This is a genomic window from Rathayibacter sp. AY1G1, assembly GCF_002932095.1.
Lineage (GTDB): Bacteria > Actinomycetota > Actinomycetes > Actinomycetales > Microbacteriaceae > Rathayibacter.
This window is the reverse complement of sequence record NZ_PSUZ01000016.1, coordinates 33,245-52,893: the sequence shown is the minus strand read 5'-3', so window position 1 is coordinate 52,893 and position 19,649 is coordinate 33,245. Positions and strand designations below refer to the sequence as shown.

Below are 19,649 nucleotides of genomic sequence, written 5' to 3'. Positions count from 1 at the left end.
AGAGGCCTGAAAAGACCCTGACCGCGACCCGGGGGACGGTGTTCCCTAGGCTGTCGGCATGGCGAGCCCCTCCTCCGACCCCGGACCGGCCGACGCGACGACCCCGGAGGCCGCTCCGGTCGCCCCCCCGCAGGCCGTCCCCGCACCGCCCACGGGCGCCCTCTCGTACGCTCTCGGCTTCCTCGCGTTCATCGGGATCCCGTTCCTCAGCCTGATCGTGGGCGGCATCGTCATGGCGTCCGTGTACCCCTCCGCCCGGAGGAAGGGCGGGCTCGCCGCCGAGAACGCGCGGAACGCGGCGAACTGGGGTCTGACGGTGATCCTGATCGGGGTCGTGACGCTCGGCGCGCACGTCGTGCTGCTCTTCGCCGCCTCCGACACCCCGCTCGCGAAGGGCTTCTACCCGATCGGCATCCCGATCACGCTGTTCGCCGTGCTCTGGCTGGTGCACTTCGTGCTGATCATCTGCGGACTGGTGAAGGCGAACCAGCGCGAGGTGTTCCGTCCGCGCATCGCGATCCCGTTCCTCCGCCCGCCCGCGGCCTGAGCTCAGGCGCCGACGGGCCAGAGGTAGTCGAGCCCCGGCGGCGTGCCGGGGAACAGCGGGCCGTAGTGGTCCTCGTCCTTGGCCACGAGCTTCGAGCGGTGCGAGAGGTGCAGCCGCTCGTCGCCGAACCACGGCGGGAGCGGGTAGTCGCCGGTCAGGTAGGCGGCGAGATCCTCCGGGGCGGCGGCGAGGGCCTCCTCGGTCTTCACGAGGCACGTGTCGGCGAAGCCGCGCTCCGTCCACTCCGCGCAGGTCTCGCGCTGGTAGGTCATCAGCGCCGGCCGGTAGCCCCGCCACATCCGCGTGACGGGGTGGTTCTGCCAGCCGTACCCCGGGACGGTCAGCGCCCGCATGACCTGCAGCGTCTCGACGCGCTGCTTGCCGAGCCGCTTGCCGTCGAGGGCGCGGACGCTGCGATGGAAGTCGGGGTAGGGGAGGAAGGTCTGCACGCCTCCCAGTCAACAGCGGCCCGTCTCCCTCCGGCCACCCTCCCGTCACGCCGATGTCGCCTGGCGTGCGTAGCGTCCGGGGCATGACCGGACTCCCCCTCCTCGCCACCGACGACGTGCAGCTGCGCTGGGCGCGGCCCGAGGTCCTCGACTCCGCCCGCCACCGGATGCTGCGCCTGCTCACCCTCGCCGAGCGCCTGCGCTACGAGGCGACGAGTCGGCGCGAGGTCCGGGACGGCTTCCTCCTCGGCCGGGTCCTCGTGCGCGAGCTGGCCGCCGAGACGCTCGGGATCGATCCCCTCGAGGTCGCCGTGGACGCGCGCTGCGAGCGCTGCTCCGGACCGCACGGCCGCCCGGTGCTCCGCGGCGAGCACCCGGCGCTGGAGCGGATGCGGATCAGCATCGCGCACTGCGACGGCGCGGTGGTCGCGGCGCTGGCGACCGGACGCGACATCGGGATCGACGCGGTGCGCGCCCGCAGCGTCCGCGACCGCGTGGCGTCCGGGGCGACGACGGCGGAGCAGGTGCTCGCCGATCTGCGCTCGCAGGCGGTCGCGAAGGCCGACGGGCGCGGGACGTCGAGCGACGAGCCCGTCCGCTTCCGCACCAGGGAGGGCGCGACCGAGGCCTGGATCGAGGGCTCGAGCCGCTACTTCGCCGTCTCTGAGCCGACGGTCCACTCCGCGCTCGTCGTGGCGGTCGCGGTCGCTCAGGAGTGACCGCGGGGCGCGGTCCCCGGCCGTTGCGCTGGTCCGCGCCTAGGCGAACAGCGACAGCGTGATCGTCGAGCGGTAGGAGCCGGCCTCGACGTCCGGCTCGGCCAGCAGCCGCAGCTCGGCGTCGGCGCTCCAGGTGCCGGCCCCGCCGGCGGCTCCGAGCAGCAGCGCGTCCCGCAGGCCCGCGCCGCCCTCGAGGGAGGAGGCGACCGGATCGCCCGCGATGGCGCCGGTGCCGGTGATCAGGCGCGGGGTCCAGCCGAGGTGGTCGGCTCCGATCGAGGCGCTCGGGCCGGTGAGGGCGCTCGCCGAGGCGAGGACGTACCAGTCGTTCTGCGCGCCGACGCGCGAGTCGGTGACGGTGACCGTGGGCAGCCCGCCCGTGAACCGGCGCTGGAGGGCGGTGGAGCCCGACTCGGCGAGGTCGACGGCGTCGGCGGCGACGGAGAGCGAGAGGGAGCCGGGCTGCGCGGGAGGGGTGATGTCGACGTCGACGTCCACTCCGTCGAGGTCGTGGAGCAGGGGCGGCGTGCGGGCCGGGTCCTCGCCGGTGAGGGGATCGGCGGCATCGGGCGGGGTGGCGGAGGGGGAGTCGGCGGGACGGTCCGCGGCGGGCGGGTCTGTGGGGGGCCGGTCCGCGGGGGAGGAGCCGGTCGTCGGCTGCGCGGGCTCGACGGGGCCTGCGGAGGAGGAGCTCGAGGAGCGGCGGTCGGAGGCGCCGGATCCCACACCGGGAACGGAGGGGTCCGCAGTCGGCGCCGCATCCTCCGCGGGCGAGGCGGCGGTCGGCGTCGACACCGCTTCCGGGGCGGTCATCGCCTCGGGCGCGAGTGCGGCGGAGGCGAACACCACGGAGAGCACGAGGGTCGTCGTCGGGACGAACGCGGCGAGAGCGCGGGTGGTGCGGGTCACGGACGGTCCAGTTCTGCGGGCTCTGCGATGCGCCCGCCTGTGATTACTACCAGGAGCGCGAAGTGCTCTGCACCCCCGCTTCCGGGTGGAGTGCCGCGGAGCGCGCCAGCGGGCTCGGCCATGCTCGTGCGCCCACCTCCTCGACGAGGCGGCGCTGAGCCGGATCGATCAGACGACCGATCTCCTTCTCGGGGAGCGCCTGCGGGGGAGCGGCCGTTCCTTCTCGCCCGCGGAGATCGACGTGACGGCGCTCCCGCCCAGGCCCGGCACGTCCTTCGGCATCTGGTGCCCTGAGCCGCGCACATCGAGCCCGCACTCGCCCTGCGCGTCGGATGATGCGCCGCACACGCAGAGGAGGGAGCGCCCGCGGGCACCCCCTCCTCCGTCACGGCCGGTCGACCGGCCGCCGTGCGCTCAGCAGACGCGGGCCGGGTAGGCCACCGTCTGCGCGAGGGTCTCGGAGCCCGCCGTGGCGGTCACCGTCACCTGGCTGCCCGGCATGCTCGCGAGGCGGGTGGTGAACGCGGCCGATCCGCTCGCACCCGCGGCCACCGCGGTGACCGTCTTCGAGCCGTAGGCCGAGGCCATCGCGACGTCGATCGGAGCGGTGCCGCCGTTCTTGGCGAGGACAGTCAGCACCGCCTTCCCGGCGACGCAGCGCGACGTCACGGTCACCGGCACCGTCAGCGCCGGGGCGGCCGCCTCGGGGACGACGATCTCGCCGATCTTGAGGAACGAGCCCGGCGTGGAGAAGGTCAGCTTCAGGCCGGTGGCCGAGACCGCCGCGAACGGGATCGTGGTCAGCGTGCCGTTCGCCGCCGGAGCGACGTTCTGCGCGGTGGTCGGCTTCCAGGTGCCGTCCTCGGCGCGGTAGGCCACGCTCACCGACGCCAAGGTGCCCTCGGTGTTGGTGAAGGTGAGCCCGGCGACGCGGTGCGCCTCGGTGTTCGTCAGCGTGAACTCGGCGCTGCCGGCGAAGGTTCCGTCGGTCCAGGTCGACCAGGGGGTGCTCACGTTGCCGTCGCAGGCGTTCTTCGCGGGGAGGGTCGCGTACTTCGTCTGGCTGAACGACGCCGAGACCGCGGCTCCGGGAACGCGGCAGACGTTCGTCGGCGGCGCGGTGCCCCAGATCTGCACCTCCGAGACCGACTGCCACGTGTTCGCCGCACTGGTGAGGTGCAGGCGGAGGCCCGTGGTGTCGGGCAGGGAGGACAGGTCGAGGATCGCCGTCGGGGCGGATCCGGTCGCGGCCTGGCTGAGGGTGGTGGCGACCGAGGAGGTCGTCCATGCGCCGTTCACCTGGTACTCGACCTCGATCCTCGAGGGCCAGGTGGCGGTCGCACCGTCCTTGTAGGTGCTGACCGTCACCGAGTCGAGGTTCTGCGCCGCGCCCCAGGAGAAGGAGAGGCGGCTGTCGCGCGGGTAGCCGGCCGAGGACCAGTCGTCCCAGCCCTTGCCCTTGACGTCGCCGTCGATGAGCTTGCCGGCGAGGTCCGTGCGGCTCGAGACCGCGACGGACGCTCCGGGAGCGAGGTTCGCGATGCCCGGCTCCGCCACCTCGATCGTGCGGGTGAAGCGGCGGCCGGAGGAGAATCCGGCGTCGGCGGCGAGCGTGCCCGTCACCTGCACCGTGCCGAGCTCGGCGGGGCCGGGGGCCGCCCAGGTCACGGCGACGTCGCGGGTCGAGCCGTTGCTCGCGACCGAGACCGTCGAGGGGAGCGCGGCGGCGATGTCGGCGCCGCGGCGGACCTGCTTCGGCAGACGGGCGTCCACGACCGACCAGACGCCCTCGCCGACCCCCTTGTCGTCCCAGTAGGAGAGGTTCCAGCCGGATCCCCAGCGCGCCGGGTCCTCCTGAGCCGGATTCCGCATCTCGAGGCGGCCGTTCTCACCGACCGTCATCGGGAGCCAGACGTAGGTCGAGTCCGACTTGCCCTCGTTCCAGCGGTCGCCCATGTAGACGTACTTCCCGGGAGCGAGGGTGAGGACGTTCGTCGACTGCGAGCCGAAGGTGGTCTTGCGGGAGTCGCCGATCGAGAGCAGGCCGTCGCCGCCCTCCGGGATCGCGTTGTAGGCGACGTTCTCGTCGGCGTCGCCCTTCTCGACTCCGCGGGTCCACGCGCCGAGGATCGAGTCGGCGGTGTAGTAGGTCTGCGGGTTCGGCGCCCAGCCGGTCGCCCCGGAGGCGATCGTGTAGTACTTGCCGCCGTTGGCGAAGATCGCGGGCGCCTCGAGGTGTCCGCATTCCTTGACGATCTGGAAGTCGGTGCCGCGCACCGGTGCTCCGGCCGCACCGTCGGCGAAGACGTAGGGGTACGTCCCGTCGGCCGAGTACTGGTTCGCGTCGAGGGTGTCGGTCGTGGTGGTCCGCTCGACGTTGGTGTAGTCGGCGTCCAGCTTCGCCACGTAGAGCGAGTAGTTCTCCTCGGAGGAGTAGGAGATGTACGCGGTGCCGTCCTCATCCTGGAAGACGGTCATGTCCCGTGCCTGCCCGGGCACGGCGGAGGTGGTGCAGGCCTTGTAGTCCGTGCGGTTGTAGAGGCGGTAGACGCCCTGGAGCGTGAAGGGCCCGGTCGGGCTGTCCGAGACGGCGACTCCCGCCATCGAGCGCGCGTAGGTGCTGCCGCCCGGCGTGGTCCGGCCGTCGGAGTGCCACCACATGACCCACTTGCCGGTCTTCTCGTTGAAGAGGACCTTGGGGCGCTCGAAGATGGCGGTGTTCGGCGAGGCCTGCGTCGTGTCGAGGTGGTAGTCGAGCTCCGCGATGCGGTCGGCGCGAGGGGCTCCGGAGTCGTCGACGGTGTCGTAGAGCGCGTCGAAGTAGGGGGCCTCGAGGTCGGCCGGAGCCGAGACGCTGCGCAGCGCGGTGCCCTTGTTCTCCCAGTTGTGGCCGTCGGTGGAGCGGTAGACCGCGACTCCGGGGCTGTTCCAGTAGCCCTTCGTGCGGTCCTCGCCGTACCAGTACTGGACCTGCTGACCGCCCTCCTCGACGGTGACGATCTGGCCGCCGTGCGCCTGGATGTGGCGGCCGTCGGTGTCGTACCAGTAGGGCTGGAAGTAGCCGGCCGCGGTGCTGCCCGGGTCCTGGACCGCCGGGTAGTCGGTGTAGGTCACGGGCGTCGAGGTGCGCGGCACTCCGTCGTCGGGATCCGTGGCCACGGCGGCCGAGGCCGACTGCGCTCCTGTCCCCAGGAGTGCTGCGACGAGCAGCGCGGCCACCGCCGCGGCGGCCGTTCGTGGTCGAGACGTCATGCTGTGCTCCTTTGCACCGGGGACTTCGCGCATGTTCACGCAAACATCAGGCTTCCACGAGGCTCTGATGACGTCAACATCCAGGTCGATCCGATCGCCGGATCCCGACGGCTGCGCGGGCCCGGTCCTCGCTGCTCGACCTTCCGGCGCGAACGCTCCGCCCGGTTGGAGGGCGCGCTCCGCGAACCGTCGATCATCCGATGCCGCCCGAACCGCGACCGCCCCCGGGCCGGAGGGCTCGAGGGCGATCGGACGTGCGGTGCGGCCTAGCCGCCGACCGCCTGGCGAGCGCTGTCGAGCCCGCTCGAGAAGGCGTCGGCGGAGGAGGCGTTGCCCGACTCCAGCTCGACCAGCGCCCCCGAGAGAGCGGCGCCGATCGCTCCGGTGTCGGGGCCGTTCACGAACGAGGGGAAGTCCTCGACCGAGCTCGCGATCACCTCGCCGATCCTCGAGTCGCCGAAGAACGGATCGGTGTAGGCGCGGACGCTGTCGCTCTGCAGGGCGGCGGTGGCGGCGGGGAACGTGCCGGAGGTGGCGAAGTGGTCCTCCTGGCCCTCCGCCGACATCATCGTCTGGATGTACTGCCACGCGGCCTGCGGGTGCTCGGCCCGCGCCGGGATGGCGATGACGCTGCCTCCCCAGTTGCCGCCGACTCCGGGGACCGAGGTGACGCGCCGGTTCCCCGCGGTGTCGGGGGCGTCGGTCTTGATGCCCTGGAGGATCCAGGACGGAGCGACGGTCACGGCGAACGAGCCGTTCGCCCGGCCGGGCGCCCAGCCGGAGGAGAAGGCGGCGATGCCGGCGCTGATCCCCGCGTCGTGGGCCTTCACGGCGATGTCGAAGGCGTCCTCCACCTGCAGGTTCGTGTCGTAGACGAGCTCGCCGTCGGGGGAGTAGTACTTCTCGGTGACCTGGTTGATCGTCGAGTAGAAGACGCTGGTCTCCACGTTGTCGACGAAGGGCTGACCGGTCGCGGCCGTGTACTTCTCGCCGGTCGCGAGGAAGCCGTCCCAGTCGCTCCAGAGCGCGGCGACCTCGTCCGGATCGGTGGGGAGGCCTGCCTGCTCGAACAGGTCCGCACGGTAGGCGAAGCTGAGGCCGCCCACGTCGGTCGGCACGCCCACGACGGAGCCGTCCGCCGCGGTCGCCGCGTCCGCCGCCCAGGGCAGGTAGTCCGCTCCGACGTCGTCGCCGCCCAGCGTGCGCAGGTCGAGGAAGTTGGCGCTGTTCTGGACGAAGCGCGGGAGGTCTCAGGGCTGCGAGGATCTCGCGCGCTCAAGGATGGCCGCGATCACGGCGGACTTCGCCTCGGCGTAGTCGTTCCCGTCCTCCCAGCGCCGGAGGAGGAGAGACGCCTTCGTGCTGCGGTAGAGCTCGCGGTCGGACGGGTCGGTGCGCAGCCGGTCGCGCAGGAGGAGGTACGCGTCGATCGCGGGATGACCCTCCTCGTAGATGTGGACGTGGGCGTCCCGTCCGGGCGTGCGGACGAGCCGGTGCCCGGGCTCGCGGGTGCGCAGGACGTAGCCGGCCTCGAGCAGCGGCGCGACGTGGTCCTCCTCCGCCGTGACGTCGGGCACGACGACCAGCACGTCGACGATCGGCTTCGCGGGCAGGCCCGGGACGGAGGTCGAGCCGATGTGCTCGACACGCACGCCCGGGACGGCCTCGAGGATGCGCCGCCGGTGCTCCTCGAACAGGGCGGACCACTCGGGGTCGTACTCGTGCAGGGCGAGCTCGAGCGGCTCCGGTCCACCGACGAGCTCGACGGAGACGACGTCGGGGCGGCGGGGGGAGCGGTGCGGAGTCACCGGGTCATCCTGCCAGGGTGCCGCAGGGCGGGTGCGGTTCACTGGAGCGGTGAGCACCCTCCTCGTCACCGCGCACCCCGACCGCGACTCCCTCACCGCCGCCCTCGCCCGGCGGCTGCGGTACGAGCTCGGCCCCGACGGAGTGGAGACGGCCGACCTCGACGCCGAGGGCTTCGACCCGCGGTTCGGCGCGGCCGACCGGGACCGCTACCGCGGTGTCGGCCCGGTTCCCGACGACGTCCTCCGCGAGCAGCGCCGGCTCGACGGCGTGGACCACCTCGTGCTCGTCTTCCCCGTCTACTGGTGGTCGATGCCCGCGCTGCTGAAGGGCTGGATCGACCGCGTCTTCCTCGCGGGCTGGGCCTTCGACATCGACCCCGTCCACGGCACGCAGCGCAGGCTCGGCGCTCTGACCGTCCACCTCGTCCTCGTCGCGGGGGACTCCGCCGGGGCCTACGAGCGGCACGGCTACGAGCAGGCGCTGCTGACGCAGATCCAGCACGGGATCATCGACTACTGCGGAGCCCGGCGCGGCGGGGCCGTCTTCGTCCACGAGTCCGAGCGCGAGGACGACGCGAGCCGCAGGGCGGCGGTCGAGGACGCGGTCGAGCGGACCGTGGAGGCGATCAGGGCTGATCCGCCTGCAGCGCTCCGGTGACGAGGGCCTGCACGAGGGTGTCGGCGTCGTAGTCCGGATCGTGGGCGGCGCCGATGCAGAGGTTGCCGATGCCCTTGAGGAGCATGTAGCCGCTAAGACTCGACGCCGGGATCCGGGCGGGTCGTGCCGCCTCGAGCAGGTCGCCGCAGACGGGGACGAGCCGCTCCACGAAGTAGGAGTGCAGGGCGTCGGATCCGGCGCTGTCGCCCTGGAGCGCACCGGCGAGGCCGTGCTTGGTCACCAGGAGGTCGACGAAGTGGGCGACCCAGGCCCGGAGGGCGGCCTCCGGAGTCGCGCTGTCCGCGAGCAGCCGTGGGCCCGCCTCCGCGCAGGCCTCGACCTGGTGGCGGTAGACGGCGACCACGAGCTCCGAGCGGGTCGGGAAGTGCCGGTAGATCGTCCCCACGCCGACGCCGGCCTCCGCCGCGATCTCGCGGACCGGCGCGTCCACGCCGGAGGCCACGAACACCGTCGCCGCGGCGGCGAGCAGTGCGTCGCGACTCGTCCGCGGTCGGCCGGGCGTGCGGGGCACACGGTCGCTCATCGGTTCTCCTTGCTTTTCGGAGCGGCGCTCCGTAATTTCTCCGAACGCAGCTCCACCACATTCCGGAGCAGTGCTCCGCAATGTTCCGGAGCAGCGCTCCGACGATTGTGCCAGAGCGCCGCCACCCAGGAAGGACCCTCGTGCCCACTCCGCTCCTCGACTCGTCGACCCCCGGTGAGCACCGCCCGATGCGCGCGATCCGCACGGCCGAGCGCGACCCCTCTCGATCCGTCGCGAACGGCCCGTCGTCGAGGGGCGGACGGGCCGTTCGCGACGGATGAGCGGAGCGGGTCCTGCCGTCAGCGCGGGGCGCGCAGCCCGGCGAGCGGGCCGTCGTGCAGCGGCTCCGTCTCCCAGCGGACGCGGGCGGTGCGGTCGGGAGCGAGCTCGACGTGCAGGCGGTGCGGGGTCTCGAGGAACACGACGTCGACCAGGACGCCGTCGCCCGAGGGACCGGCGCTCGCCGCGAACGGCCCGTCGACGGTCCAGGCTCCTGCGCCGGGCGTCACGGCGAAGCGCTCGTCGCCCTCGGTCAGCGCGAGCGTCCAGCCGCCCTCGTCGGCCGTCACCTCGAGGGCGTCGGGCCACGATCCGACCGGCGTGTAGCTCCCGGTCGCGGGGGAGGCGCCCTCGAGCGGGGGAAGGGCGAGCTCCGACAGCCGGTCGGCCAGCCGGGCGTCGGCCTCCGCCGTGGACCCGCGGCCGACGGCGGGGAGCAGGTGCTCCCAGGCGAGCGCGAGCAGCGTCTGCGTGTCCGAGGTCTGGCCGGTCAGCGCGATCACGAGCTCGTGCTCGGGCACGATCAGGCTGAACTGCCCGTACGCGCCGTCCGCGCGGTAGCCGTGCAGCGACCGCCAGAACTGGAAGCCGTAGCCCTGCTGCCAGTCCGGTCCGCCGTCCTCGTGGGTCGGGACGTGCGCGCGGGACGCCTCGGCGATCCATTCCGGCGAGAGGATCCGCCGGTCGCCCCAGCGCCCCTCCTGCAGGTACAGCAGTCCGAGCGCAGCTGCCGCCTCGGTGGTGGCGTGCAGCCCGCTGTAGCCGAGCTCGCGCCCCGAGTCGTCCCGATGCCAGGCGACCTCGCCGATGCCGAGCGGATCGAGCAGGCGCGGGCGCAGGTAGTCGGTCAGCGACTGCCCGCTCACGCGCTGCACGATCGCGGCGGCGGCGAAGGTGCAGGGCTGGTTGTAGGCGAAGACGCTGCCCGGCTCCTGCTCCGGCGGGAGGAGGAGGAAGCCGCGCACCAGGTCGACCGGATCCGTCTCCTCGGCGCGGTCGATCGTCTCGGCGGAGTGGCCGCTCGCCATCGCGAGGACGTGGCGGACGCGGACCGCACGCGAGCGCGGGTCGGTGATCTCGTCGTCGAGCTCGGGGAAGTACGAGAGGACGGTGGCGTCCAGGTCGACCAGGCCCTCGGCGACCGCGAGGCCGACGGCGGTCGCGGTGAAGCTCTTGCTCAGCGAGTAGAAGAGGTGCGGCCGCTCGGCCGAGTACGGCGCCCACCAGCCCTCGGCGACCACGTCGCCGCCCTGCACGACCATCAGGCCGTGCAGCTCGACGCCGGAGGCGGCCTCGACCCCTTCGACGAAGGCCAGCACTCCCTCGGCGTCGACGGAGCGGGCGGACGGGGTGCTTCTCGGCAGTGAGCGCGTCATCCTCCGATGCTACGACCGGCGCGGCGCCGCCTCCGCCCGGGGGCAGGAGGCGGCGCCGCCTAGGCGGTCGGCTCGGCGGGGAAGGGCCCGAGGCCGAGCAGGAAGCGGAGGATCGCGTCGGCCGGCACGCGCAGGGCGGGGCCGGAGCCGAGCTCCCACTCCGCGTCGGTCGGAGCGAGGGTGCGACCGCGGACGGCGGCGCGGATCGCGAGCGGCGCGCGCTGCAGGCGGTCCAGGGCCACCCCGCCGGTGATGCGGGAGGAGAGGGCGAGCGGCTCGGGGGAGAGGGCGAGCTCGACGCGGACGACCTCGACCAGCTCGGCGACCGAGCGGGGACCGGCGCCGGCGCGGCGAGCGGAGGCGAGAGCGGCCAGGGCCGGGGCGATCTCGGCGGCAGGGGGAGGGGAGGAGGCCTCGCGGGCGCCCATCCGCGTCGCGAGGCGCTGGCCGGTGCTGCTCGAGAGCCGCACGACGAGCTCTCCGAGCAGGGCGTCCCGGGAGACGGCACTGGCCGCCTCGCCTTCCGTGGTGGAGGGCGAGGCGGCCAGGACGGCGAGGCGGTCGAGCCTCTCGGCGACGAGGGGGCGCCAGTCGTTGCTGACGCCCGTCTCGTCGACCGAGGGCCCGGTGCTCAGCGGCAGGAACCGCGACCAGTCGGGCACGACCGCAGGGCCTAGCGTCCGCCCGAGCGGCGCTTGTTGTAGACGTCGAAGGCGACCGCGAGCAGGAGCACGAGGCCCTTGACCGCCTGCTGCCACTCGATGCCGATGCCCATGATCGACATTCCGTTGTTCAGGACGCCGATGATGAGGCCACCGATGATCGCGCCGCCGATGGTGCCGACGCCGCCCTGGACCGCCGCGCCGCCGATGAACGCGGCCGAGATGGCCTCGAGCTCGAAGCCGTCGCCCGCCTTCGGGCCGGCGAGGTTGAGTCGCGCGGTGAAGACGAGGCCGGCCAGCGCCGCGAGGACGCCCATGTTGACGAACAGCCAGAAGGTGACGTTGCGGGTCTTGATGCCGGACAGCTCCGCGGCGTGCAGGTTGCCGCCGATCGCGTAGACGTGGCGACCGAAGACGGAGCGGTTCATGACCACGCCGTAGATCAGGACGAGCACGGCGAGCACGATCAGGGTGACCGGGATGCCCTTGAAGGTGGCCAGCGCGAAGGAGAAGGCCGCGATCACGACGGAGACGAGGACGAGCTTGGTGACGAACCAGGCGCCCGGCTCGACGCTCTGCGCGTACTTCTGGCGGCCGCGGCGGGTGCGCACGGACTGCACGGCGAAGGCGACGATCGCGAGCGCGCCGATGACGAGCGACAGCGGGTCGAGGTCGGTCTCGCCGAACAGGTCGGTGAGGAAGCCGTTGCCCAGCGCGCGGTACTCGGTCGGGAAGGAGCCGATGTTCGCGTTGCCGAGGACGACGAGCGCCAGGCCGCGGAAGATCAGCATGCCCGCCAGGGTCACGATGAACGCCGGGATTCCGACGTAGGCGATCCAGAAGCCCTGCCACGCTCCGACCAGGGCGCCGATGAGGAGGGAGAGGATGATCGACAGCCACCACGGGAGACCCATGTTGACCGCGAAGACGCCCGAGATCGCTCCGACGAACGCCGCGACCGAGCCGACCGAGAGGTCGATGTGCCCGGCCACGATGACCATCACCATGCCGATGGCGAGGATCAGGATGTAGCCGTTCTGGACGATCAGGTTCGAGATGTTCTGGGGGCGGAGGAGGATTCCGCCGGTCATCACCTCGAACAGCAGCACCACCACGATGAGGGCGATGAAGATGCCGTTCTTGCCGAGGTCGCCCAGCACGTGGCTGAGGCGCTTCGTGAAGGCGTTCTCGGTGGGCTTCACCTGCGCACCGGCCGCGGTGGACGGTTCGTTCTGCAGATCGGTCATCGTTGCTTCTCCTGGGTCATGAGGGTGAGGACCGCCTCGGGCGTCGCCTCGGCGATGGGCAGCTCGCCCGTGATCCGGCCCTCCGACAGCGCGTAGACGCGGTCGCAGATGCCGAGCAGCTCCGGCAGCTCGGAGGAGATGACGATGATCCCCTTACCCTGCGCCGCGAGCCGGTTGATGATGGTGTAGATCTCGTACTTCGCACCCACGTCGATGCCGCGGGTGGGCTCGTCGAGGATGAGGACGTCCGGGTCGGAGTAGATCCACTTCGACAGGACGACCTTCTGCTGGTTGCCGCCGGAGAGCTTCCCGGTCTTGGCGAGCACGGTCGGCGACTTGATGTTCATGCTGCCGCGGTACTCGTTGGCGACCTCGAACTCGCGGTTGTCGTCGACGAGTCCGCCGCGGGCGACCTTGTCGAGCGACGCGAGCGAGATGTTCCGCTTGATGTCGTCGATGAGGTTGAGGCCGTAGTGCTTGCGGTCCTCGGTCGCGTAGGCGAGCCCGTGGGCGATCGCCTCCGAGACGTTGCGGATCTTGATCTCCTTGCCGGCCTTGAAGACCTGGCCGGAGATTCGGCTGCCGTAGGAGCGGCCGAAGAGGCTCATCGCGAACTCGGTGCGCCCGGCGCCCATGAGTCCGGCGATGCCGACGATCTCGCCGCGGTGCACCGACAGGTTGACCTTGTCCACCATGACGCGGGTCGGGTCCTGGGGGTGGTGGGCCGTCCAGTCGACCACGCGCAGGATCTCCTCGCCGATGTGCGGCGTGTGGTCCGGGTAGCGGTGGTCGAGGTCGCGGCCGACCATGTCCTTGATGATGCGGTCCTCGGTGACGTCGTCGTGAGCGATCGTCTCGATGGTCTTGCCGTCGCGGATGACCGTGACGGTGTCCGCGATCTTCTTGATCTCGTTCAGCTTGTGGCTGATGATGATCGACGTGATGCCCTGCTCCTTGAGGTGCAGGATCAGGTCGAGCAGGTGGTCCGAGTCCTCGTCGTTCAGGGCCGCGGTGGGCTCGTCGAGGATGAGCAGCTTGACCCGCTTGGAGAGCGCCTTCGCGATCTCGACGAGCTGCTGCTTGCCGACTCCGATCTCCATGATCTTGGTGGTCGGGTTCTCGCGCAGACCCACGCGGGCCAGCAGCGCCGCGGCCTCCTGGTTGGTCTTGTTCCAGTCGATCAGGCCGCCGAAGCCGCGCACCTCGTTGCCGAGGAAGATGTTCTCCGCGATGGAGAGGTAGGGGCTGAGGGCCAGCTCCTGGTGGATGATGACGATGCCCTTCGCCTCCGAGTCGCGGATGCTGGAGAACTGCATCACCTCGTCCTCGAAGACGATGTCGCCCTCGTAGGTGCCGTGCGGGTAGACGCCCGACAGGACCTTCATCAGCGTCGACTTGCCGGCGCCGTTCTCCCCGCAGATCGCGTGGACTTCGCCGCGCTGTGCGTTGAGCGTGACGTCCTGGAGCGCCTTCACGCCCGGGAACGTCTTGGTGATGCCGCGCATCTCGAGGATGTTCGAGGTCACGCCGCCTCCCTTCCTTCGTAGTGGGGGAGGGCGCCCAGTGGGCGCCCTCCCGGGGTGTTCCTTCTCGGGTGAGGAGAGAGGACTAGCCGTTCACTTCCGCGTCGGTGTAGTAGCCGCCGTCGACGAGGACGGACTGGATCTGGTCCTTGGTGACGATGACCGGCTCGAGCAGGAAGGACGGGACGACCTTCTTGCCGTTGTCGTAGGTGTCGGTGTCGTTGACCTCGGGCTCGGTGCCCTCGAGCACGGCCTGGGCCATCTTCACGGCCTCCTTGGCGAGCTCGCGGGTGTCCTTGTAGATGGTCGCGTACTGCTCGCCGGCGATGATCGCCTTGACGGAGTCGAGCTCGGCGTCCTGACCGGTGATGATCGGGAAGTCGGAGCCGACGGTGTAGCCGGCGTCGGTCAGAGCCGAGATGATGCCGCGGCTGAGGCCGTCGTAGGGCGAGAGGACGCCCTGGACCTTGGAGCCGTCGGAGTACGTCTTGGTGAGGATGTCCTCCATGCGGCTCTGGGCGACCTCGCCGTCCCAGCGGAGCGTGGCGACGGTGTTGAAGTCGGTCTCGCCGGACTTCACGACGAGCGTCTTGTCGTCGATGTACGGCTGGAGGGTGTCCATCGCGCCGTTGAAGAAGAACGTGGCGTTGTTGTCGTCGGGGCTGCCGGCGAACAGCTCGACGTTGAAGGGGCCGGCGGGGGCGTCGGCGGCCTTCGCGCCGGTGAGGTCGGTGAGACCGAGGCCCGCGAGCAGCGAGGTGGCCTGCTGGACGCCCACCTTGTAGTTGTCGAACGTGGCGTAGTAGTCCACGTTCTCGGAGTCGCGGATGAGGCGGTCGTAGGCGATGACGGGGATGTCGTTGGCCTTGGCCTCCTCGAGCACGCTCGTGAGGGTGGTGCCGTCGATCGAGGCGACGATCAGGGCCTTGGCGCCCTTGGTGATCATGTTCTCGAGCTGCGAGACCTGGGTGGGGATGTCGTCCTCGGCGTACTGCAGGTCGACCTGGTAGCCGGCCTCCTCGAGCTGCGACTTGACGTTGTTGCCGTCAGCGATCCAGCGCTCGGACGACTTGGTCGGCATCGCGACGCCGACGAGGCCGCCGTCGCCGGATCCCGAGCCCGAGCCGCCACCGGTTCCGGAGGAGCAGGCGGCGAGGGAGAGGATCATCGCTCCGCCGGCGATGCCGGCGATGAGAGCGCGCTTCATTGTGGTCACTGTGATTCCTTCGTCATTGAATGCAGTGGATGCAGGGCCGCCCTCGGGATCGGGGCGGAGATGTGATGCCATGTGAGCGATCACATTGCGTCATGCTAGACCCGACGGCGCCATTCGTGTCAACGCGCACGTCTCGACTCGGTAACGGGACACCGGCGGCGCGTCGTCCGCTCTCGGAGCGGTGCTGTCAAGGGTCCCCGGCCCCGGAAGGGAGCCGGAGCCGTCGGCGTTGCGTCCAGCACTGTCGAAAGGACGCACACCATGACGAAGACCTGGTTCATCACCGGCGCCTCGAAGGGCTTCGGCCGCGAGTGGGCCGAGGCGGCGCTCGAGCGCGGCGACTCGGTCGCCGGGACCGCCCGCCGGATCGAGACCCTCGACGCCCTCGTCGAGGAGTACCCGGACACGTTCCTCCCGCTGACCCTCGACGTGACCGACCGCGAGGCCGGCTTCGCCGCCGTGCAGGCCGCGGCCGACCGGTTCGGCCGACTGGACGTCGTGATCAACAACGCCGGCTACGGGCACTTCGGCATGATCGAGGAGCTCACCGAGGAGGAGGTCCGCGCGCAGCTCGAGACCAACGCCTTCGGCGCCCTCTGGGTCACCCAGGCCGCGCTGCCGATCCTCCGCGAGCAGGGCTCGGGCCACATCGTCCAGGTGTCGAGCATCGGCGGCATCAGCGCGTTCCCCTCGATCGGCGCGTACCACGCGTCGAAGTGGGCGCTCGAGGGCTTCACCCAGTCGCTGGCCGCCGAGGTCGCCGGCTTCGGGATCCACGTGACCCTCGTCGAGCCCGGCGGGTACTCGACCGACTGGTCCGGTCCCTCCGCGTCGCGCAGCGAGCCGATCGACGCGTACGACGAGGTCCGGGAGGCAGCGAGCCGACGCCCCTCCGCCGCTCAGCAGGGCGACCCGCGGGCCTCGCGCCTCGGGATCCTCGCGGTCGTGGACGCGGACGAGCCGCCGCTGCGGATCTTCTTCGGGCGCGCGCCGCTGGGCATCGCGACGGCGGACTACGAGTCGCGCCTCGAGACCTGGAAGCGCTGGAACGACGTGTCGATCGCTGCTCACGGCGAGTGATCCCGGGCGGTCGCGGCGCGAGGGCGTCGCGGCCGCCGGTCAGCGCGAGGCGGTGACGCTCGCGCTCCGGGGGACGGCCGTGGATCCGCGGACGACCAGCTGCGGAGCGATCGGCGCCGCCTTCTCCGGCCGGTCGCCCTCGATCAGGCTGAGCAGCGCGGCCACGCACCGGCGTCCGAGCTCCACGAAGTCCTGGCGGACGCTGGTCAGCGGCGGCCAGTAGAACGCCGCCTCGGGGATGTCGTCGAAGCCGATGACGCTGACGTCCTCCGGCACGCGGACCCCGCGCTCGTGGAACGCGCTCATCAGTCCGAGTGCCATCTGGTCGTTCCCCGCGAACACCGCGGTGAAGTCGAGGAAGCGCGAGAGCTCGAGGCCCACGCGGTGGCCGCGCTCGGCGCTCCAGTCGCCGAGCAGCGGCGGGCGCAGCGGGATCGAGCGGTGGTCGAGCTCGGCGAGGTAGCCGCGCATCCGCGCCTCGGCCTCGATCCAGTCCTGCGGGCCGGCGAGGTGCACGATCTCGGTGTGCCCGAGGTCGATCAGGTGCCCGGTGGCGATGCGGGCGCCGGCCATCTGGTCGACGTAGAGCGCGTCGTCGCGGTCGTCCTCGCTCGTCTGCAGCGTCACGTGCGGGATGCGCAGCGCGACTCCGGAGAGGATGTCGAAGACGCGGATCTGCGGGGCGACGACAACGAGGCCCTCGACCGCCTGGTTGAGCAGATGCCGGATCCCGGCCTGGATCGACGCGCCGTCGGTGCCGTCGACGTTGGCCGTGACGACGAGGTAGCCCGCGTCGCGCGCCGCCACCTCGATGGCCTGGATGCTGGAGGCCGGACCGTACTGCAGGCTCTGCGAGGACAGCACGCCGACGGTGCGGGTGCGGCTGGTGACCAGTGCCCGCGCGGCGAGGTTGGGGCGGTAGTCGAGCTCGGCCATGACCTCGAGCACGCGCTTCTTCGTCTCGGCGCGGAGGCTCGGGTGGTCGTTCAGGACCCGGGAGACGGTCTGGTGCGAGACGCCGGCCGCGCGGGCGACGTCGTAGATGCTCGGCGCCCGCGACGCGGGCTTGTCTTCCGGCATCGGGCACCGCGGCTCTCTGTGATCGGCGCCTCCGACGCAGGACCGGGGCACCCTCACGGGCGGCTCGCCCGTCCGCGGGCGCGTGTGAGCACACTTTACGTCCCTCGGCGCGGGGGCCTGCACACCGACGGAACCTCGACGGCTCGGACGGGGTGCCGCTCCCGGATCGGCCGGACGTTCCGACGCCGCTGGTGCGGGCGCGCCGGAACGACGCGATCCGCGCCTCCGCCCCGCGTCGTCGCAGCGGGTGGTCGCCGCGGTCGGGTCAGCCGTCGAAGACCTCGGCCGAGGCGAAGGCCGCATCGGAGCGGAGCACGGCGACGAGGTCCGCGGGACAGTCCTCGAAGGCCGTCCTCTCCGGACCGGGAGGCGTGTGCGCTCGGAAGTCGACGACGAGTCCGTAGCAGGTGTAGACCTCGCTGGGACCGCTGAACCAGCCGCCCTCATCCTCCTCTCCGGGGATCGGACCGGACGCGAGGAAGAGCGAGAAGCGGGCCTCGCCGTCCGTGACGTCCTCGTCGTAGAGCACCACTCCGCCGTCCTCGAGCACCGAGGGATCGACCGACTCGGCCTCTCCGTTCCAGCGGGGGACGTCGATTCCCGAGAGATAGGCGGACGGGTCCTCGAGAGGCGGTGGATAAGCCTCCGGATTCAGGCCGTGGAGTATGCCGATCGTCTCGTCGAGCGACCGGTAGACACTCGTGCTGAGAGGATCCTCGACCGCGGCCATCTGCCGCCACAGCCTGCCGTCGATCCCGCTGTCATGGCCGTGGTACTCCGTCGCGCACGCCGAGAGCGACGTGATCGACGCCATCACCGCCGCTGCTCTCCACGTTCTGCTGATCGACACCCGGCTCATCCTGCCCGACGCTCCTCGTCAGCGGGCGCGGAGGACCCGCGGGGCCCGGAGGAGGGCGACCGCCGAGAGGCCGAGGGCCAGGAGCTGAGCCAGAGCGACGGGCGCCGAGAGGAGGAGGACCACGGCCGGGGCGGGCACGTTCCCTCCGCCGAGGGTGGCCACGGCCGCGACCGCGAGGAAGCAGGCGTGGAGGGCCGCGCAGGCGAGGGAGACGCGCCACCACGTCGTCCAGCGGACGAGGAGCGGCGGCAGCGCGATGAGTGCCCAGAGCGCGAGCCTCGGCAGGCCGAGGGCGGAGCCGTTCAGGAGGAGGTCGAGGAGCGCGATCGCGGCGAACGGGCCGGTGAGGACCGCCGCGCCCAGCTGCAGGAGCTTCGAGGGCAGCAGAAGGCTGGGGCGCATCGGACGGCCTGTGCGGGCGTCGTGCTGATCGAGTGCGGCGCGGGCGATCTCGACGGGATCGCCGAAGGAGCGCGCGAGCTCCGACTCGTCGCCCGCGGCGTGCTCCGAGGCGTCCTCGAGCAGCTCGCGTCGCGACCGCCGCGGAAGGACCGCCAGTTCGCGGCGCAGTCGGGCGGTGTAGCCGCGGCCGGTCGTGTCCGTGGTGTGCGTCGTCATCAGTGCGTCTCCAGGAGGTCGTCGACGGTGGATCGGAACGGCGCCCAGGCCGCCCGGAACTCCTCGAGCCGCGCGCGGCCTGCGGGAGCGAGGGTGTAGTAGCGCCGCTGTCGTCCGAGGCTCGGATCGGTGAGCTCCGTCGAGACGAGTCCGCTGTCGCGCAGGCGTGAGAGCAGGGGGTAGAGGGTGCCCTCGCCGGCGAGCAGGCCCTTCTCGCTCAGGGTGAGCGCGAGGTCGCGACCGTACTTCGGCTCGCCCGAGACCGCGGCCAGGACGCAGAACTCGACGACCCCCTTCCGGAGGTTCGTGAGGATCTTCTCCGCGTCCGTCGCCATGCGGACCACTATGCCTTGCGTTGCAAGGCCTGGCAATACCTAGTGTGCGGGAAGCGCGTCCTTCGGGGCGAGACGACCGCAGGGCGATCACAGGCGCTGCCCTGCGGTCCGGGGTACTTTCCCGCGTGTGAACGACAGCGACGAGAAGTCCGGGAGAGGCTGGCGCATCGATCTCGGCGAGCCGCCGGAGAGCGTGTCCGGCGATGTCGTCGACGCTCTCGATAAGGTGTCCGCGGAATTCGCGGCATTCCGGAGCGGGACTTCCGGCGAGGGCGGAGAAAGGGCCGCGGCCCTCCGCGGAGCCGCCCGACTCGGGGCCGGAGAGCACCGGCTCGCCGTCGCCTCGGGGCTGACGCGGGAAGGCGTCCGCGCCTTTCTCGCGGGGGGATGACAAGCCGTCGGAGAGGCGGTTCCCCCGTGCCTCGACAAGCCGGCGCCGAAAAAAGAGAAAGGCCTCGAGAAGGCGCGGCATCCAGAGAGATCGGAGA

At 71.6% G+C, this 19,649-nt stretch carries 20 protein-coding genes; 5 read left to right on the top strand and 15 right to left on the bottom strand.

Annotation, left to right across the window (positions count from 1 at the left end):
- Positions 1-58: 58 nt before the first annotated feature.
- Positions 59-547, top strand: a complete 489-nt coding sequence (locus C5C36_RS10550; protein ID WP_104247716.1) for a DUF4870 domain-containing protein — start codon at positions 59-61, stop codon at positions 545-547.
- A gap of 2 nt (positions 548-549) precedes the next feature.
- Here C5C36_RS10550 and C5C36_RS10545 read toward each other — a convergent pair whose 3' ends face one another.
- Positions 550-996 (bottom strand): MSMEG_6728 family protein, encoded by a 447-nt coding sequence (locus C5C36_RS10545; RefSeq protein WP_104224363.1) that lies wholly within the window; start codon positions 994-996, stop codon positions 550-552.
- An 83-nt stretch (positions 997-1,079) separates the two neighbouring features.
- On the opposite strand from C5C36_RS10545, the gene C5C36_RS10540 reads away from it, so the two are divergent.
- Positions 1,080-1,715, top strand: coding sequence for a 4'-phosphopantetheinyl transferase superfamily protein (locus tag C5C36_RS10540; RefSeq protein WP_104309716.1), 636 nt, complete (start codon positions 1,080-1,082; stop codon positions 1,713-1,715).
- Between the two features lie 39 nt (positions 1,716-1,754).
- Here the strand turns inward: C5C36_RS10540 and C5C36_RS17620 are convergent, their stop codons facing one another.
- The 4 genes from C5C36_RS17620 to C5C36_RS10520 form a co-directional block, all read right to left on the bottom strand.
- On the bottom strand, positions 1,755-2,624 hold the full coding sequence (locus C5C36_RS17620) for a hypothetical protein (RefSeq protein ID WP_104309715.1): 870 nt from the start codon (positions 2,622-2,624) through the stop codon (positions 1,755-1,757).
- A gap of 414 nt (positions 2,625-3,038) precedes the next feature.
- The gene (locus tag C5C36_RS10530; protein ID WP_104319904.1) at positions 3,039-5,876 is read right to left on the bottom strand and encodes a discoidin domain-containing protein; all 2,838 of its coding nucleotides are present in this window, start codon (positions 5,874-5,876) and stop codon (positions 3,039-3,041) included.
- Positions 5,877-6,142: 266 nt separating this feature from the next.
- Complete coding sequence (locus C5C36_RS10525) at positions 6,143-7,075, bottom strand: ABC transporter substrate-binding protein (protein ID WP_258072266.1); 933 nt, start codon at positions 7,073-7,075, stop codon at positions 6,143-6,145.
- Between the two features lie 51 nt (positions 7,076-7,126).
- Positions 7,127-7,684 (bottom strand): GrpB family protein, encoded by a 558-nt coding sequence (locus tag C5C36_RS10520; protein WP_104309712.1) that lies wholly within the window; start codon positions 7,682-7,684, stop codon positions 7,127-7,129.
- A 49-nt stretch (positions 7,685-7,733) separates the two neighbouring features.
- On the opposite strand from C5C36_RS10520, the gene C5C36_RS10515 reads away from it, so the two are divergent.
- Positions 7,734-8,342: an NAD(P)H-dependent oxidoreductase gene (locus C5C36_RS10515; RefSeq protein WP_104309711.1), complete on the top strand. Its 609-nt coding sequence runs from the start codon at positions 7,734-7,736 to the stop codon at positions 8,340-8,342.
- Here C5C36_RS10515 and C5C36_RS10510 read toward each other — a convergent pair.
- The 6 genes from C5C36_RS10510 to chvE all read right to left on the bottom strand — a co-directional run bounded on the left by C5C36_RS10510 (position 8,311) and on the right by chvE (position 15,180).
- Positions 8,311-8,886 (bottom strand): TetR/AcrR family transcriptional regulator, encoded by a 576-nt coding sequence (locus tag C5C36_RS10510; protein WP_104309710.1) that lies wholly within the window; start codon positions 8,884-8,886, stop codon positions 8,311-8,313. The two genes, C5C36_RS10515 and C5C36_RS10510, sit on opposite strands and share 32 nt — an antisense overlap.
- 299 nt (positions 8,887-9,185) lie before the next feature.
- Positions 9,186-10,541 carry a serine hydrolase gene (locus tag C5C36_RS10505; RefSeq protein WP_104309709.1) on the bottom strand — a complete coding sequence of 452 codons (1,356 nt, stop codon included), beginning with the start codon at positions 10,539-10,541 and terminating at the stop codon, positions 9,186-9,188.
- 59 nt (positions 10,542-10,600) lie between these two features.
- The gene (locus C5C36_RS10500; RefSeq protein ID WP_104234507.1) at positions 10,601-11,203 is read right to left on the bottom strand and encodes a hypothetical protein; all 603 of its coding nucleotides are present in this window, start codon (positions 11,201-11,203) and stop codon (positions 10,601-10,603) included.
- Positions 11,204-11,214: 11 nt separating this feature from the next.
- Positions 11,215-12,450, bottom strand: coding sequence for a multiple monosaccharide ABC transporter permease (gene mmsB / locus C5C36_RS10495; protein ID WP_104227395.1), 1,236 nt, complete (start codon positions 12,448-12,450; stop codon positions 11,215-11,217).
- On the bottom strand, positions 12,447-13,976 hold the full coding sequence (mmsA, locus tag C5C36_RS10490; protein WP_104256398.1) for a multiple monosaccharide ABC transporter ATP-binding protein: 1,530 nt from the start codon (positions 13,974-13,976) through the stop codon (positions 12,447-12,449). The genes mmsB and mmsA overlap by 4 nt, the downstream gene beginning before the upstream one ends.
- 82 nt (positions 13,977-14,058) lie before the next feature.
- A complete protein-coding gene (chvE, locus tag C5C36_RS10485) occupies positions 14,059-15,180 on the bottom strand; it encodes a multiple monosaccharide ABC transporter substrate-binding protein (protein WP_104224984.1) in 1,122 nt (373 codons plus the stop codon).
- 270 nt (positions 15,181-15,450) lie between these two features.
- On the opposite strand from chvE, the gene C5C36_RS10480 reads away from it, so the two are divergent.
- Positions 15,451-16,269 (top strand): SDR family oxidoreductase, encoded by an 819-nt coding sequence (locus C5C36_RS10480; RefSeq protein ID WP_104309708.1) that lies wholly within the window; start codon positions 15,451-15,453, stop codon positions 16,267-16,269.
- Between the two features lie 39 nt (positions 16,270-16,308).
- On the opposite strand, the gene C5C36_RS10475 is transcribed toward C5C36_RS10480, so the two are convergent.
- The 4 genes from C5C36_RS10475 to C5C36_RS10460 form a co-directional block, all read right to left on the bottom strand.
- Positions 16,309-17,349: a LacI family DNA-binding transcriptional regulator gene (locus C5C36_RS10475; protein ID WP_104234510.1), complete on the bottom strand. Its 1,041-nt coding sequence runs from the start codon at positions 17,347-17,349 to the stop codon at positions 16,309-16,311.
- 265 nt (positions 17,350-17,614) lie between these two features.
- A complete protein-coding gene (locus C5C36_RS10470) occupies positions 17,615-18,199 on the bottom strand; it encodes a hypothetical protein (protein WP_146085325.1) in 585 nt (194 codons plus the stop codon).
- 27 nt (positions 18,200-18,226) lie between these two features.
- The gene (locus C5C36_RS10465) at positions 18,227-18,826 is read right to left on the bottom strand and encodes a hypothetical protein (RefSeq protein WP_104309706.1); all 600 of its coding nucleotides are present in this window, start codon (positions 18,824-18,826) and stop codon (positions 18,227-18,229) included.
- The gene (locus C5C36_RS10460; RefSeq protein WP_104309725.1) at positions 18,826-19,161 is read right to left on the bottom strand and encodes a PadR family transcriptional regulator; all 336 of its coding nucleotides are present in this window, start codon (positions 19,159-19,161) and stop codon (positions 18,826-18,828) included. Before C5C36_RS10460 ends, C5C36_RS10465 begins: the two co-directional genes overlap by 1 nt.
- A 127-nt stretch (positions 19,162-19,288) precedes the next feature.
- Here C5C36_RS10460 and C5C36_RS10455 point away from each other — a divergent pair, with 127 nt between their 5' ends.
- Entirely contained in the window at positions 19,289-19,552 is a 264-nt protein-coding gene (locus tag C5C36_RS10455; protein WP_104227400.1) for a hypothetical protein, read from the top strand.
- The last annotated feature ends 97 nt before the right edge of the window (positions 19,553-19,649 follow it).